The 15433-nt window shown below is 71.1% G+C and carries 13 protein-coding genes and 2 pseudogenes; 6 read left to right on the top strand and 9 right to left on the bottom strand.

The window, feature by feature from the left end; translation table 11 throughout:
* Window positions 1-16 precede the first annotated feature (16 nt).
* A pseudogene (locus ACWEK3_RS02380) lies at window positions 17-492 on the bottom strand (DUF6924 domain-containing protein).
* Between the two features lie 405 nt (window positions 493-897).
* Here ACWEK3_RS02380 and ACWEK3_RS02375 point away from each other — a divergent pair.
* The gene (locus ACWEK3_RS02375; RefSeq protein WP_453248697.1) at window positions 898-2802 is read left to right on the top strand and encodes an FHA domain-containing protein; all 1905 of its coding nucleotides are present in this window, start codon (window positions 898-900) and stop codon (window positions 2800-2802) included.
* Window positions 2803-2868: 66 nt separating this feature from the next.
* On the opposite strand, the gene ACWEK3_RS02370 is transcribed toward ACWEK3_RS02375, so the two are convergent.
* Complete coding sequence (locus ACWEK3_RS02370; RefSeq protein ID WP_453248696.1) at window positions 2869-4047, bottom strand: M20 family metallopeptidase; 1179 nt, start codon at window positions 4045-4047, stop codon at window positions 2869-2871.
* Window positions 4044-5483, bottom strand: a complete 1440-nt coding sequence (locus tag ACWEK3_RS02365; protein WP_453248695.1) for an MFS transporter — start codon at window positions 5481-5483, stop codon at window positions 4044-4046. The genes ACWEK3_RS02370 and ACWEK3_RS02365 overlap by 4 nt, the downstream gene beginning before the upstream one ends.
* Before the next feature lie 123 nt (window positions 5484-5606).
* Between ACWEK3_RS02365 and ACWEK3_RS02360 the strand changes: the two genes are divergently transcribed.
* Entirely contained in the window at window positions 5607-6593 is a 987-nt protein-coding gene (locus tag ACWEK3_RS02360) for an Lrp/AsnC family transcriptional regulator (protein ID WP_450543710.1), read from the top strand.
* Between the two features lie 26 nt (window positions 6594-6619).
* Here the strand turns inward: ACWEK3_RS02360 and ACWEK3_RS02355 are convergent, their stop codons facing one another.
* Both ACWEK3_RS02355 and ACWEK3_RS02350 read right to left on the bottom strand, forming a co-directional pair.
* Window positions 6620-6817, bottom strand: coding sequence for a DUF1737 domain-containing protein (locus tag ACWEK3_RS02355; RefSeq protein WP_453248694.1), 198 nt, complete (start codon window positions 6815-6817; stop codon window positions 6620-6622).
* A gap of 95 nt (window positions 6818-6912) precedes the next feature.
* Window positions 6913-7386 (bottom strand): carboxymuconolactone decarboxylase family protein, encoded by a 474-nt coding sequence (locus tag ACWEK3_RS02350; protein ID WP_365420151.1) that lies wholly within the window; start codon window positions 7384-7386, stop codon window positions 6913-6915.
* A 214-nt stretch (window positions 7387-7600) separates the two neighbouring features.
* Here ACWEK3_RS02350 and ACWEK3_RS02345 point away from each other — a divergent pair, with 214 nt between their 5' ends.
* From ACWEK3_RS02345 to ACWEK3_RS02335, 3 genes and pseudogenes are all read left to right on the top strand, one after another.
* A complete protein-coding gene (locus ACWEK3_RS02345) occupies window positions 7601-7909 on the top strand; it encodes a hypothetical protein (RefSeq protein ID WP_450543707.1) in 309 nt (102 codons plus the stop codon).
* Between the two features lie 124 nt (window positions 7910-8033).
* Window positions 8034-8572: pseudogene (locus tag ACWEK3_RS02340) on the top strand (protease).
* Window positions 8573-8606: 34 nt separating this feature from the next.
* Entirely contained in the window at window positions 8607-9125 is a 519-nt protein-coding gene (locus ACWEK3_RS02335) for a levansucrase (protein ID WP_450543704.1), read from the top strand.
* Window positions 9126-9183: 58 nt separating this feature from the next.
* On the opposite strand, the gene ACWEK3_RS02330 is transcribed toward ACWEK3_RS02335, so the two are convergent.
* Both ACWEK3_RS02330 and ACWEK3_RS02325 read right to left on the bottom strand, forming a co-directional pair.
* Window positions 9184-10662, bottom strand: coding sequence for an MFS transporter (locus ACWEK3_RS02330; RefSeq protein ID WP_450543702.1), 1479 nt, complete (start codon window positions 10660-10662; stop codon window positions 9184-9186).
* Between the two features lie 148 nt (window positions 10663-10810).
* Complete coding sequence (locus tag ACWEK3_RS02325; RefSeq protein WP_376396313.1) at window positions 10811-12130, bottom strand: DUF445 domain-containing protein; 1320 nt, start codon at window positions 12128-12130, stop codon at window positions 10811-10813.
* A 198-nt stretch (window positions 12131-12328) separates the two neighbouring features.
* On the opposite strand from ACWEK3_RS02325, the gene ACWEK3_RS02320 reads away from it, so the two are divergent.
* Window positions 12329-13660: an SGNH/GDSL hydrolase family protein gene (locus ACWEK3_RS02320; protein WP_453248693.1), complete on the top strand. Its 1332-nt coding sequence runs from the start codon at window positions 12329-12331 to the stop codon at window positions 13658-13660.
* A 27-nt stretch (window positions 13661-13687) separates the two neighbouring features.
* Here ACWEK3_RS02320 and ACWEK3_RS02315 read toward each other — a convergent pair whose 3' ends face one another.
* Window positions 13688-14377 (bottom strand): DUF1707 SHOCT-like domain-containing protein, encoded by a 690-nt coding sequence (locus tag ACWEK3_RS02315; protein WP_361415115.1) that lies wholly within the window; start codon window positions 14375-14377, stop codon window positions 13688-13690.
* Between the two features lie 9 nt (window positions 14378-14386).
* Window positions 14387-15409 carry an ABC transporter ATP-binding protein gene (locus ACWEK3_RS02310; protein ID WP_390724244.1) on the bottom strand — a complete coding sequence of 341 codons (1023 nt, stop codon included), beginning with the start codon at window positions 15407-15409 and terminating at the stop codon, window positions 14387-14389.
* Window positions 15410-15433 lie beyond the last annotated feature (24 nt).

Raw genomic sequence — 15433 nt, 5'->3', positions numbered from 1 at the left:
GCGTAGTCGTGACTCTTCAGAAGGAACGGTAGATCCCCTCGGCGTCGTCGTGGGCGGCCGCCGCGTACTCCTCGAAGCCCAGGTTGCCGATGCTCAGGTTGGCGTAGACGTCGTGGACGCCTGCGGGGGTGGTGCGGAACTCGCGGCCGAACTCCGTCAGTTGCTCGCAGTCCTTGTCGTCCAGGCAGTCGTCCCGCGTCAGCGTGGTGACCGCGAGCAGCGGGTGGCTTCCGGCCTGCATGGTCGTTCGGTCTGCGAGGAACACGACGGACAGGTCCTCGTCAGCGCGAACCACCGTCAGGACCTCGTCGACGTGCCCCCTGCCCAGGCCGGATCGTTGACGAAGTGGACATGCGCCTCGTACGACCCGTCTCCCCAGGGCTTCATCAGTGCTGTCGCCAGGTCCTGCCATGCCTGGTCGTCGTCGTAGTCGACTCTGATGACCAGGGCATCGAACCCGTCTCGACCGGCGACGGCGGGCAGCGCTCTCATGGTTCCTTCTCCTCGGTCATGATCGATGGGCCGTGCCCGACTGTCTCATGGCCACCGTCCCCTCCTCCCCGGCAATCCCCGGAGTCCTCCCGCACCCCTCCCGCCACACCACACCTGATCTGCACCTTCCCGCCTTACGGCCTTGCGCGGAGGCGATCGTGGCGCGAACCTGGAACCCACCTGTTGGGGGCTGGGGCAACGGGCGTGGGGGGACCATGGCTGGCTGTGTCGAGCTGTCGAATTCCGGGGTGGGGCATGCCGAGGAAAGGGCGTGCGTCCGCCCGGAGTTGATGGGCCGGACGTCTCCGTAGGACGTTCCGAGGAGCAGCACAGCGGGTTGAGTCGGCAGGCGTGATGACCGCGGCCGGCCGGGGCCAGTACAGACAGTTCCAAGGGGGAGTGGCCATGCCGGCTTCGATCACCGGGCGTGTGGGGCCCCTGGCCGGGCGGCGGTTCTCTGTCGGCGCCGCTCCGGTCACCTTCGGCCGCAGCGGTGACAGCAGTGTCGTGATCGCCAGCGGGCGGGCCTCGCGTCTGCACGCGGAGGTACTGCGGGAGGCTGACCGCTACGTCCTGTACGACCGGGGAAGCCGCAACGGGACGCTGGTCAACGGGAGGCAGGTGACGTCCCACATCCTCGCGTCCGGGGACGAGATCACGATCGGCGACGAGGTCTTCTGCTTCGAGATCCCCGAGGCGATGGAGACGATCACGGATGTCCCGAACCCGCTCGCGGCCGCCGCGCCGGGTCCGGTCCTGAACGTCACCGTGTCGGGTGGCGGTCCCGTGGGGCTGAGCTTCGCCCTGCTGCTGGAGCACCTGATGGGGCGGCGCGTGGCCATCACCGTCTACGACGGCCGCTGGGCCCAGGACGGCTCGCGGGTCGTCTGGAAGAACGAGGCACAGGGCAATGTCCGGCGGCAGCAGGTCGTGACCGTCCAGAGCCGCCAGTACCTGAACCTCCCCGAGAAGGTCCAGGAGCGCTTGTTCGGCGCCGATGCGTACACCGAGATGTGGCCGGCCGGGCCGGACTCCGTGCAGGGCTACGGCCCGCGGAACATCCGGATCGCCTACGTCGAGGACGTCCTCCTGGAGATGGCGAACGAGAAATCCGACCGGATCCGGCTCGTTCCCACCCGCTTCGACGCGACCGAGCAGCGTGAGACGGTGGTCAAGGACCACGTGCTCGCCATCTGCGAGGGCGGTCGCTCACGGACCCGGGACCACCTCAGCGACAAGTTCGGCGCCCCCGACGCGTCGATCTACTCCCTGAAGGGGCAGCACGTCCAGGACGTCGTGCTGGGGCTGCGGGTGAAGTCCGAGCTGCCGGACCCCATGGCCGTCCTGCTGACGGTGGCCCAGAACCGCTTCCTTCTGAACTCCCTGCGCGGCGAGGGCTTCCTGAACATGCGCCTCACCGACGCCGAGGCCCAGGAGGTGATCGGGGTCGACCCCGTCCGGCATGTGTTCGAGCAGTGTGTCGCCTCGCGGCCCTGTCTCATGGGCCGCAACGACGAGGGCGACTTCCGCTGCTCGACCCACGGCACGCTGTTCCTGCCCGCCCTGGTCAAGGGGTCGGCCCTGTGGAAGCGCGTGCTGGAGGGCCTGGTCCTCTTCGGCGTCACCGAGAAGAACCTGAGCGCCGTCACCGGGTTCCGCCTGGACATGGTGCAGCGGCCGCGCTTCACCGCCCGGCTCCACTCCACGACGTCCAACACCCCGGGAACGTACGGCTTCCTGCTCGGGGACGCCGCCAACGCGATCCACTTCTGGCCGGGGCGTGGGCTCAACAGCGGACTCGCGTCGGCCATTTCTCTCGCACGCTCCCTCAGCAACGCCTGGCGGGGGAAGGCCTTCCGCGACGCCGACTTCGTCCGCCACGAGGCGGCGATGTCGATGCTCCAGTACCGGCACAAGAGCCGTGCCTGGAACGCGATGGTGACCACCGACGAACACGGCGACACCTGTGCGATCAAGGACACGATCGCGCAGAGCATCGAGGCGGCCTCTCCGGAGGCTTCGGACGGCGCGGCGGACAAGGCGAACGAGGCGGACATCGACGCGTTCATGGACCGGCTGCGGGAGATCCGCGACCGCCTCTCACCGCGGGTCCCTGGCATGCCGGACGACGCGACCCTCCGCGACCACCTGCGGAAACTGAAGCCCGAGACCGTCCGCACCCTGCTCGCGAGCGGAGCCTGGGACACCCTGACCGTCGGCGGCGAAGAGGTGGACATCGACATCTTCTACCGACAGGTCCCCTCACCGACACCCGTCGCGAAGCAGCCCGATCCCCGTCTGAAGGCCTGAAGACCCGAAGAGCCGAAGACCTGAAGACCTGAAAAGCCGACGCTGGGCCAGGGCGGCCCAGGGGAACTAGCAACGGCCGCGCTCGGCCAGCCGCTTCAGCAACCGGGCCCGCTGCCCCTCGTCGGTCGCGAGGCCCAGCGCCGTCCATGCCATGGCGAGCCCGCCGTCCAGGACGGCGAGGTCGGCGCTCGCGGTCGTGCCGTATCGCGTGAAGTCCGGGTTGTGCATGATCGCGTCGTCGCAGTCGTAGCCGATCATGGGGTGGATGGACGGCACGGCCTGCGAGACGTTGCCCATGTCCGTCGACCCGCCGCGCAGCCGGGGGTCGCGCGGCGGCACGGTGCGGCCGAGGTCGCCCGCCGCCTCGCGGTACAGCGCGCACATGTCCAGGTCCTGCCGCAGATCGGCGTAGTCGTTGCCGACCGTTTCGAGCGCCAGCTCGGCGCCCGTCGCCAGTGCCCCCGCCTCGAAACAGGCGCGCACCCGGGCCTGGAGCTCCCGCAGTTCGTCGATCGTCTCGGCGCGGCAGTCGTAGTCCGCCGTGGTACGGCCGGGGATGACGTTGGGTGCCTCGCCGCCGGAGGTGACGATGCCGGAGACGACCGCGCCGGGCGTCATCTGCTGCCGGTAGGCGCTGATCGCGACCTGCGCGATCATCATCGCGTCGGCGGCGTTCACCCCGCGGTGCGGCATCGCCGCCGCGTGTGCCGTACGGCCGGTGTACGCGACCTTCCAGCTGCTGATGGCGAGCGAGGTCATGCCGATGGCGTCGGTGGGCGCGGCGTGTGCCATCATCGCCGCCGCAACGTCGTCGAAGGCCCCTTCGCGCAGCATGTCGGCCTTGCCGCCGCCGTACTCCTCGGCGGGTGTGCCGAGGAGTTTGACGGTGACGCCGATGTCGTCGGCGACGGAGGCGAGCGCGAGGGAGGCGGCGGTGGCGGCGGCGCCGTTGACGTTGTGGCCGCAGGCGTGACCGATGCCGGGCAGCGCGTCGTACTCGGCGCAGATCCCGATGACCAGGTCACCGGAGCCGGCGGTCGCGGTGAACGCGGTCGGCAGGCCGCACACGCCTCGTTCGACCGCGAAGCCCGCGCCCTCGACCAGGTCGGCGATCTTCCTGGCGGACCGGTGCTCCTCGTAGGCGAGTTCCGGTTCGGCGTGCAGGCTGTGGCTGAGCGCGAGGACCTGGTCCTGCTCGCGGGTGACGGTGTCGCGGCAGCGTTCCTTCATCTGGGCGCTGGTCACTGGGCCTCCTTCGCGGGGCGGCTGTAGAGCAGGGAGACGAACGCGCCCGCCAGGGACACGGCGGCGCAGATCGCCCAGGCGTGGGTGTAGGCGGTGACGGCGGGCAGCGACCTGTCCGCCGCGGTCTCGGCGGCGAAGACGGAGAGCACCACGGCGGCGCCGAGCGAGCCGCCGACGTTGATGAGGAGTTCGTTGATGCCGGAGCCCACCGAGGTCTGGTCGTGCGGGACGGCCTCGACGGCGAGGGTCCGGGTGGAGTGCTGGAGCAGCCCGCTGCCGAGACCGACGACGGCGGTGCAGGTCAGGTAGGGCACGAGGCTGCTGTGGGAGACGTACACGGCGAGGTTTCCGGCAGCCATCAGCAGTGACCCCGCGAACAGGGTCCGCCGGTCGGAGAGCCGTGCGGCGACGGCGGGCGCGACCAGGGCGCCGAGCACGAGCGCCAGCATGTTCGGCAGCAGCGCGAACGCGGTGGCCAGCGGCGTGAGCCCGAGCCCGTAGCCCGCCTCGGCGCGCGAGGTGCTCAGGAACACCGGGTTGGCGACCAGCAGGCCGAGCATGCAGGAGCTGAAGGTCAGGGTGACGACCGCGACCACGACGACGTTGCGCCGCCGGAACAGGCGCACGTCCATGACGGGCGCCGCGGTCCGCCGTTCGACCAGCACCCACACCGCCGTCACCAGCACACCGCCGGCCAGACAGCACAGCGTCCTCGCCGAGGTCCACTCCCAGCCGGGCGCGCCGCCCTGCCCGAGCCCCAGCGTGATGGCGACGAGCCCCACGCACAGCAGCCCGGCGCCGAGCCAGTCCGCGGAGCCGCCCGGCCGTTCCTCGGTCTCCGGCAGCAGCGGCCAGGTCACCGCCAGGGCGAGACCCACCGCGGCGGCGGGCACCCACAGCGCGGCGGTCGGGGCCGCCACGTACTCGGCAATGAGGCCGCTGCTCACCGTGCCCAGTGCGAGCCCGCCGACCAGCGCCGCCACCATGAAGCTGATGCCGCGCCGGCTCTCGGCGGCGGTGCGCCGGTTGCGCAGGATGCCGACGAGCAGCGGGAAGAACCCGGCGAACGCGCCTTGGAGCACCTGCCCCGCGAGCAGCAGCCCGAACGATCGGCTCAGCCCCACCAGGACCGAGCCCATCAGCACGATGCCCAGGTTCCAGCGCAGCACGCGACGGTGACCGTGCAGATCGCCCAGCCGGGACAGGATGGGCGTGAAGGCGACGCTGGAGAGCAGGTTCGCGATGCTGATCCAGTTCAGCTCGGCGACGCTCACGTGCAGGGTGGTGGTGAGCCCCTTCAGCAGCGGGCCCAGAAAGCCCTGGGTGATGCCGCTGGACAGCTCCACCAGGACCAGGGAGACGATCACCGCGGCGACCGGGGTCGGGCGGAGGGCGGGTCTCGCGGGCGAAGGGGCGAGGATCGGGGTGTCGTTCATGGAAGCCGCACCTGTTCACGGAGAGTGGCTGGCGGAAAGTGCCACTCAAGGTCGCCCGAACGGCTTAGTCTCGGCAATGGCTCCCCGAATATTCAGTGGAAACGAGCATTTGAGAGGTGATCGTTGGCGGATTCAGGCAAGCCCGGTGAAGCGGTGCCGTCGGCCCTGGACGCGCTGGACCACGCCATCCTCCGGCTGCTGGCCCGCGACCCCAGGGCCGCCTGGGCGGATGTGGCGGGCCGCCTCGAGGTGCACGAGCGCACCGTCGCGCGCCGGCTGGACCGGCTCATCGGCTCAGGCCTGGTGCGGTTCACGGCGTTCCTGGTGCCCGAGTACCTGGGCGAGGGACTGGTCGTGGAGCTGGCGGTGCGCTGCGCGCCAGGGAAGTTGCACGCGGTGGCGCTCGCGCTCGCGCGCCGGCCGGACACACGCTCCGTGGACGTGGCCACCGGCTCGCCCGAGGTGCTGGCCGAGGTCCTCGTGCCAGGCCCCGAGCAGCTCCTGACCACGGTGGACGGATCGATCGCCGGCATTCCCGGTGTCACCGACGTGCACACGGCGGTGGTCCTACGACTCCTGCTGACCGCCAACGACTGGGACCCGTACCGCCAGGAGCCCACGCCGTCGCGCCGTCGCGTCGCCGAGGGCGGCGCCCTGCCCGAGCCGCTGGTCATCGACGAACTCGACCGCCATCTGGTGGCTCTGCTCGAGCGGGACGCGCGCATCCCCATGGCCCGGCTCGCCCGCGAGCTGTGCGTGAGCGAGACCACGGCCCGGCGCAGGCTCGCCCGGCTCATGGACTCGCACGTGCTGCACCTGCGCCTGCACACCGAGCCCGGTGTGCTCGGCTTCCCCGTCGAGGCCCGCTTCCGGCTCTCCGTCGAACACCGGGCGCTGGACACGGCCGTACGCCGCCTGGCCCGTGAATCCGACGTACGGCACCTGGTCATCACCACCGGCCGGGCGAACGTTCTCGGTTACTCCAGCCACCGCTCGGCCCAGGACGTGCACGACTTCATCACGCGGGTGTTCGCGGAGCTGGACGGAGTGACGGGGACGGAGGCGGCGCTGTTGCTGCGTTCGTACAAGAGAGCCGGGGTGGTCGTCTGACCGGCCCCGGAACCGGCCGCACGGCCCTACGCCCGCCCCTCTGACTCCGTCGGCCAGACCACCGCCTGGGCGACGACGACGTTCTCGCCGTCGAAGGTGAGGGCAGGGCCTTCATGAAGTCGGTAACCGAGGTCGAGCGCCTCGCTCACGCGCCGGCAGAACGAGGCGTCGTCCGGGCCGGTCAGGACCCGGTAACGGGGCAGTCCGTCTGGTGGTGTGGTCATGGGGAAAGGATCTCAGGCCGGCTCGACGGGTCCTCGGGCGGGCCGTTGAGGTCGACGAGCGGGCCGTTGCGGTCGACGGGGTGCCAGGCCCCGGGTCAGCCGAACATGCCGGGTTCGTAGTCGCCCGCGGGCTGCTGGACGATGACGTTCAGGCGGTTGTAGGCGTTGATCATGGCGATGAGGGTGACCAGGGCCGCCAGTTGGTCCTCGTCGTAGTGCTTGGCGGCGTTGGCCCAGGCCTCGTCGGTGACACCGCCCGCGGCGTCGGCGAGGCGGGTGCCCTGCTCCGCCAGTTCCAGGGCGGCGCGCTCGGCCTCGGTGAAGACCTTGGCCTCGCGCCAGGCGGCGACCATGTTGAGCCGTACGGCGGTCTCGCCGGCGTGGGCGGCGTCCTTGGTGTGCATGTCCAGGCAGAAGCCGCAGCCGTTGATCTGGCTGGCGCGGATCTTCACCAGTTCCTGGGTCGAGGCCGGGAGAGGCGAGTCCGACACGGTCTTGCCCGCGGCGTTGATCTGGCGGAGGAACTTGGCGGCGAGGGCGTTGCCGAAGAGGTTGAGACGGGCTTCCATCCTGGGCTCCTTGTAGTGGTTCGTTCTGCTTCGTACTGCTTCGCTTGGTTTCGCTTTCATACCTACGACGGACCCGGTCCGCGATGTGTGACGGACCCGTCGGGGCAATCGATGTGACTTGCGTCTCACTGCTTGACGAGGACGGCAGGCCCCGTCGGCCCGCCGCCTGACGTGCGGGTTAGCCTGGTTTGTCCTACGAGTGCGGGAGGCAGCGATGGTCAGGGTTCCTGCGGCAGTGGTCGCCGCGAGTGGGCTCGTCGGTGGGTACGGTGCGGCCCGGTGGACCGGGAAGCGGGAGTTGGGCGGGGCCGTGCTGGCGGTCGCCGGGGCCGCGTCGGCGTGGCAGTGGCGGCAGCGGGCCGGCGGGAAGGCGACAGGGGCGCTCACCGCCGCCTACGTCGCCGCCTTCGCCGCGTCTCATCCGCTGGCCAAGAAGGTGGGCGCCTGGCCGTCCGTGTTCACCGTCGCGGGCGCGGTCGCCCTCGCCTCCTGGGCCGTCTCCGACCGGCGGGACGCCCGCTAGGCCCCGGTCCCGGAGGGGTGGGCAGGGCCGCCGATCGTCCGCCCCGGGGGTGGTGGCGGGAATCCGTTGATCCCTGTCACTCTCGCCACTTCTTCAAGATCGGCCCGGTGTCTAGCGTCGGGGCGTGAACAAGTTCCTTCTCGCCGTGCACGTCCTGGCCGCGATCGTCGCCATCGGGCCCGTCACCGTCGCCGCCAGCATGTTCCCGCCCGCCGCGCGCCGGGCGCTGGCCGCGCCCGAGGACCCGCGGGCGGTGGAGACCGTGCGGCTGCTGCTGCGCATCTGCCGGGTCTACGCCGTCGTCGGGGTCGCCGTCCCGGTGTTCGGTTCGCCACGGCCAAGAACATGGGCGTGCTCGGCGACACCTGGCTGATCGTGTCGATCGTCCTCACCGCGCTCGCCGCCGTCGTCCTCGTCGCACTGGTGCTGCCCCGGCAGACCGCCATAGCCGAGGCCCTGGAGGAACGGCAGGTGACAGAGAGCACTGACAGTGGGGGTAGTGACGCCGCCGCGACCGCCATCGCCGTCACCACCGCTACCGCCCCCACCCTCGCCCCCAGGGCCACCGTTCGGCTCGCCATGTTCACCGGCCAGTTCAACCTGCTGTGGGCCGCCGTGACGGTGCTGATGATCGTCAGGCCGGGCTCCACGACGGGAGCCTGACGGGCGGCGTCACGGCGGGCATAGGATCCCGCTCATGTATGAACAGGGGTTCGGGCAGCAGCAGTCGGAGGCGGGAGCCTACCTCGCCGCCCTGGAGGGCCGGCTGCGGGCCGACGGGTGCGGCACCCGGTGGGAGGACTGGCACGGGATGCCCGTGCTCGTGGGACGCCGTTCCGACTTCCGGATGCGCTGGATGGCCACGAATCTGCATCTGTTCACGGTGGCCGCGGCGGTCCCCGAGGTCACGGTGGGCGCCATCAGGGACTTCACCTACGGAGTGCTGAAGTACGCCAAGGCCACCAAGGGCGGACTGCCCGTGGGCCTCCAGACCGGGGTCGCCGCCTTCCCGGTCCTGGTCAGCGAGAACGTCGACCCGGCCGCCGTGCGGTGGGCGGAGGAGCAGCAGCGCAACAAGTTCGCCTGCATGGCGCGGCCGGTGGTGGTCGACAGCGGGCAGCGCTATGTGGGCATGTACCGCGGCAAGCCCGTCCTCGGCCGGGTCTACGCGTCCCACTTCATCGAGAAGGGCACGCGGTACTTCTACGGCGACTGACCCTCGGCGGCTGATCCACGGCAGCCACCCGTGCGGCTGATCCGCGGCAGCCGCACGGCTAGGGCAACGCCTCCGTCTCCGGTGTCTTCACCGCCGTCAGCGGTGTGGCGATGTCCTCCAGGGAGCGGCGTTCGGCCTTGACCGCGAGGAAGGCGGCGACCAGGCCCGCCGCGCACATCAGGGCGGCGCCGATCCGGAAGGCGAGGACCGTGTCGCCGACCCTGCCGGTGCTGGTGAGGTCGGCGAAGAGGAGCGGGCCGCTGATACCGCCGGCCGCGGTGCCGAGGGCGTAGAAGAAGGCGATGGACATCGCCCGGGTCTCCATCGGGAAGATCTCGGAGACCGTCAGGTAGGCGCTGGAGGCGCCGGCCGAGGCGAAGAACAGCACCACGCACCAGCAGGCCGTCAGCGTGCCGGCGCTCAGCGTGCCGCGGCCGAACAGCCAGGCCGTGCCGAACAGGAGCAGGCCGGACAGCAGGTAGGTGGAGGAGATCATCACCCGGCGGCCGACCGTGTCGAAGAGGCGGCCCAGCAGCAGCGGGCCCAGGAAGTTGCCCGCCGCGATGACGGCGAAGTAGTAGCCGGTGTGGTCCGAGGGGACGTGGAAGAACTTGGTCAGGATCGCGCCGAAGCCGAAGGTGATGGCGTTGTAGAGGAAGGCCTGGCCGATGAAGAGGGAGAAGCCGAGGACGGCGCGCCTGCGGTAGTCGGCGAAGACCGTGCGGGCGATCTCGACGAAGCTCACGCTGCGGCGCTGGTGGATGGTGATCCGGCCGTGTGGCTCGGGCAGCGGCTCGTCCCGCTCGGATTCGATCCGGCGTTCGATATCGGTCACCACCTCCTCCGCCTCCCGGTCCCTGCCGTGGATCAGCAGCCAGCGCGGGCTCTCCGGGACGTGCCTGCGGACGAGGAGGATCACCAGGGAGAGGACCGCGCCGAGCGCGAACGTCAGCCGCCAGCCCAGGTCGGCGGCCAGGATGCCGGTGTTCAGGGCGAGGATCGACAGCAGGGAGCCGCCGACGGCGCCCACCCAGAAGCTGCCGTTGATGATCAGGTCGACGCGCCCGCGGTAGGCGGCGGGGATCAGTTCGTCGATCGCGGAGTTGATGGCCGCGTACTCGCCGCCGATGCCGAAGCCGGTCAGGAAACGGAAGAGGAAGAACCACCAGGCCTCGAAGGAGACCGCGGTCAGGGCGGTGGCCGCCAGATACACCGCGAGGGTGATCATGAAGAGCTTCTTGCGGCCGTAGCGGTCGGTCAGGCGGCCCCAGAAGAGGGCGCCGACGCAGGCGCCCGCCACATAGAGGGCGGCCGCGGTGCCCGTGACCTGTGCGGAGCTGATCGACAGGCCGCTGCCGGGCTCGGACAGGCGGCTGGCGATGTTGCCGACGACCGTGACCTCCAGACCGTCGAGGATCCACACGGTGCCGAGACCGACGACGATCGTCCAGTGCCAGCGCGACCACGGAAGGCGGTCCAGGCGGGCGGGGATGTCGGTGGTCACGGTACGGCCGGTCTCGGCCTCGGCGGTGGCCATGGGCGCCCTCCACGACGAGCGGAACGTCATGCGGGTTCCCCCGAACCGCGTGGATCACGCTCGGGATACGGCCGACCGGCCCAGGCTCCGCGCGACAGGGGGAAGCGACGACAGGGCCCGGGTCCCCGTCCCGGCCGCCGGCCGGGCCCTACGCCCCCATCGCCCGCGTCACCGCGTAGATCACCACTCCCGCCAGGGAGCCCACCACTGTGCCGTTGATGCGGATGAACTGGAGGTCTCGGCCGATGTGGGCCTCGATCTTGCGGGTGGTGTGCTCGGCGTCCCAGCCGGCGACGGTGTCGGTGATCAGGGAGGTGATCTCCTTGCGGTAGGTCGTCACCACGTAGACCGCCGCGCCCTCGACCCAGGAGTCGACCTTGCCCTGCGCCTTGGAGTCCTCGGCCATCCGGGCGCCCAGGGACAGCAGCGAGGCGCGGACCCGCAGACGCAGCTCGCTGCGCTCGTCCTCGGCCGCCGCCACGATCATGGACCGTACGGCCGTCCAGGCGGAGGCGATCAGGTCCTGGACCTCGCCGCGGCGCAGCACCTCGCCCTTGAGCCGCTCGATACGCGCGCGCGTGTCGGTGTCGGACTGGAGGTCGGAGGCGAAGTCGGTGAGGAAGCGGTCGAGCGCGCCGCGCGCCGGGTGCGAGGGCATGTCCCGCATCTCGGTGATGAAGCGCAGCAGCTCCTTGTAGACCCGCTCGCCGACCTTCCTGTCGACGAACCTCGGCGTCCAGCCGGGCGCGCCGCCCTGCACGGCGTCCATCACGGAGTCGCTGTGCAGCACCAGCCAGTCGTGCGCGCGGGAGACGACCAGGTCGACGACCCGCTTGTGGCCGCCGTCTGCGACGACCTTCTCCAGCAGCTTGCCGATGCCGGGCGCGATCTCCTGCGTGTTGGCTCTGCGGGTGATCGCCTCGCCGACGACGGCCTGGACGTCGGAGTCGCGCAGCACCGTCAGGGCGCCGCGCAGCGCGGTGGCCAGTTCCGCGGTCACCCGGTCCGCGTGCTCCGGCTGGGCGAGCCAGGCGCCGAGGCGGCTGCCGATGCCGACGGCGCGCAGCCGCTGCCGTACGACGTCCTCGGAGAGGAAGTTCTCGCCGACGAACTCGCCCAGCGAGATGCCGAGCTGGTCCTTCTTGGTCGGGATGATCGCGGTGTGCGGGATGGGCAGGCCGAGGGGGTGGCGGAAGAGGGCGGTGACCGCGAACCAGTCGGCGAGCGCGCCGACCATGCCGGCCTCGGCGGCCGCGGCGACGTACGCCGTCCAGGTACCGGCGCCCGCGTGCTCCCCCCACTTGGCGAGCACGTACACCACGGCGACGAACAGCAGCATCCCGGTGGCGGTCAGCTTCATGCGGCGCACCCCGCGGCGCCGCTCCTCGTCGGCGGGGCTGAACACGGTCATCGCGCGCTGGGAGACGGCGTCCGCCGTTCCCCGGCCGGCCTGTGTCGTCTGTTCCATCCACTCCACCCGTTCGGTGATCCCGCGCACAATTGTCCCTTCCTGACCGACTCCCGGAACGGAACAAGAGTTCCCGGCGTCTGTCCCGAGGGGGGTTCGGCAGGATCCAGCCAATTCTCCCCGGGCTCATGACCCACCATGTGCCCATCGGATCGGAGTGCCGGGGCTCCGGCCGGCGTCGCCCGAGGAGACACCCCCATGACCAGCCGCCACGGTTACGGCCTGCTGACCGCGATCGTCGCGCTGATCGTCGTCGTTTCCGCCGCCATCTACGCCGGGATCGCCTCCGGCACCGGCCGCCTGGCCGACGCGCCGGCCACCGGCCGTGCTTCGGGCCATTCCGCCGCCCCGGCCTCCTCCGGCACCTGGGTCGCCACCTGGGCCACCTCCCCGGCCGCCGCCGAACCCGGCACGGCGTTCAACGGCATGGCGGGCCGCTCGGTGCGCAACGTCGTGCACACGAGCGTCGCCGGGACGAGTGCCCGGATCACGCTGTCCAATCTCTACGGTCAGACGCCGCTGAACGTCACCCACGCCTCGATCGCCGTCGCCGCCGGTGACGCCACCGCGGCCGCCGCCACGCGCACCATGCGGCGGCTCACCTTCGCCGGCGCCCCCTCGGTCGTCGTACCGGCCGGCGGGCAGGTGATGAGCGACTCCGTGCGCATCGCCGTACCGCGGGGCGGCGACGTCCTGGTCACCACCTACTCCCCCACTCCGTCGGGCCCGGTCACCTACCACCCGTACGCCCGCCAGGTCTCCTACGTCGCCCAGGGCGACCGCACCGAGGACGTGACCGGAGCGCCGTACACGGAGCGGACGACGGTCTGGCGCTATCTGACCGCGCTGGACGTGCTGAGCGACGAGGCCGAGGGGACGGTCGTGGTCCTCGGCGACTCGATCACCGATGGCGTCACCTCGACCGTCGGCGCCGACCGCCGCTGGACCGACGTCCTGTCCGGCCGGCTGTGGGCGGCGGTCGAGGAGGACCGGGACGTGCCGCGCTACAGCGTCGTCAACGAGGGCATCAGCGGCAACCAGGTGCTGGCCGACCGGCTCGGGCGGCCCGCGGACAACCCCAGCGGGCTGAGCCGGTTCGAGCGGGACGTGCTGGAGCGGACCGGTGCCAAGGTCGTCGTCATCGAGCTCGGCGTCAACGACATCCTGCGCAATCCGCGGCTCGCCGACCCGCAGCAGATCGTCGGCGGGCTGCGCACGCTGGTGACGCGGGCGCACGCGCGCGGGCTGAAGGTCGTCGGGGCGACGCTGATGCCGTTCGAGGGGCACCGCGGGTACACGCCCGCGCGGGACGCGGTACGGCAGCAGGTCAACGCGGAGATCCGCAGCGGGCGGGTGTTCGACGCGGTGGTCGACTTCGACAAGGCGCTGCGGGACCCCTACGCTCCCCGGCGGCTGCGGGGCGAGTACGACTCCGGGGACCATCTGCATCCCAGTGACCTGGGGTACCGGGAGATGGCCGAGGTGTTCGAGCTGATGCTGCTGAAGAAGGCGGAGCAGGCACAGCTGTAGGCCGCGCCGTGGCAGGGGGTGCCGCGGCTACTCGAGCCTGCGGCGTTCCGCCTTGCGCTCCAGCTTCTCCTGGCGGCGCTGCTCCTTCAGGCGGCGCCGTTCCGCTTCGGTGGGCTTCCGCCTGACCCCCACGCCGCCCCAGAAGGCCAGACCGGTCACGATCACGCGCGGGGCGCCCGGCTCGCTGTGCGCGCCGTCCTCGCGGTGGTCGAAGCCGCCCATGATGCCGATGCCGCGCACCACCACCTCGACGCCGGGCGGCACGATCACATCCACGCCGCCCATGATCGCCACGCAGTTGATCACGACCTCGTGGTCGGCGAAGTTGGCGTCGCGCAGGTCGATGCCGCCGCCGCCCCAGAAGGTGAAGCAGTCGAACCGCTTGGGCACGGTCCATCGCCCCTTGCGCTCGAACCCGCCCATGATGGCGACGGCCCACGACGAGGACCCCTCGCCGCCGACCACCCGCGACGCCCAACTTCCGTCCTGCACAGGCTGCTTGACCATGTTCACCGCCGGGGCGACCACCCCGGGCACGGGCAGGTCCCGGGTGAGCGGCGCGAGTTCGCCGTACGTGCGCGCCTGGTACGCCGCCTCCAGCCGCTCCTCGAACTCGGTCATGTCGAGCCGCCCCTCGGCGAGGGCGTCCCGCAGATGTTCGACGACTCGTTCACGATCGGCGTCGGAAGCGCGAAGCTCCGGCAGGTCCTCCGTCATGGCAGCAGCCTACGAGACCGCTTTCTCGGCGTACATCCTCGCGATGACCGCCTCGATGTCGGGCTCCCGCACCGACAGGTCCACCAGCGGGTACTCCGCCGCGATCCGCGCCACCAGGGGCGCCGCCGACTCGGCCGCCGGGAAGGCCAGCCACTGCCGGGGCCCCTCGACCCGCACCACGCGCGCGGACGGCAGCTCGATCGGTGGCAGCTCGCGCTCCAGGTCGACCACCAGGGTGCGTTCGCTCTCGCCCGCCTCGTGCAGGCCGGTGAGGGGGCCGTCGTACATCAGGCGCCCGTGGTCGATGACCATCACCCGCGAGCACAGCTGCTCGATGTCCTGAAGGTCGTGCGTGGTCAGCAGCACCGTCGTACCGCGTTCGGCGTTCAGGTCGCGCAGGAACTCGCGGACCCTGGCCTTGCTGATGACGTCCAGGCCGATGGTCGGCTCGTCCAGGTAGAGGACCTCCGGGTCGTGCAGCAGGGCCGCCGCGATGTCGCCGCGCATCCGCTGGCCCAGCGAGAGTTGTCGTACGGGCACGTCCAACAGCTCGCCGAGTTCGAGGAGTTCGACGCAGCGGTCGAGGTTCTCGCGGTAACGGCCGTCGGGGATCCGGTACATGCGGTGCATCAGCCGGTAGGAGTCGATCAGCGGCAGGTCCCACCACAGGGTCGTACGCTGCCCGAACACCACCCCGATGCGCCGGGCGAGCCGGGTCCGCTCGCGGGAGGGGTCGATGCCGGCGACCCGCAGCCGGCCGCCGCTGGGCGTCAGGATGCCGGTGAGCATCTTGATCGTCGTCGACTTGCCCGCGCCGTTCGGGCCGATGTAGCCGACCATCTCCCCGCGCGCCACGCTGAAGGAGATCGAGTCGACCGCCCGCACCTGCCGCCGCTCGCGCCTCAGGAACCCCGTCTTCTTCCGCACGTCGAAGACCTTCTCGACCCGGTCGAGTTCGATGAGACCACCGCCCGCGCCGTCCCCACTGTCCACGCCGTCCCTGCCCTCCACACCGTCCACCGCCGTCGCCATACGCCCTGTACGTCCCTTCTCCCC

Source organism: Streptomyces sp. NPDC004721 (assembly GCF_053601495.1).
The sequence above is the reverse complement of the archived record's forward strand: the minus strand, read 5'-3'. Positions and strand labels throughout refer to the sequence as shown.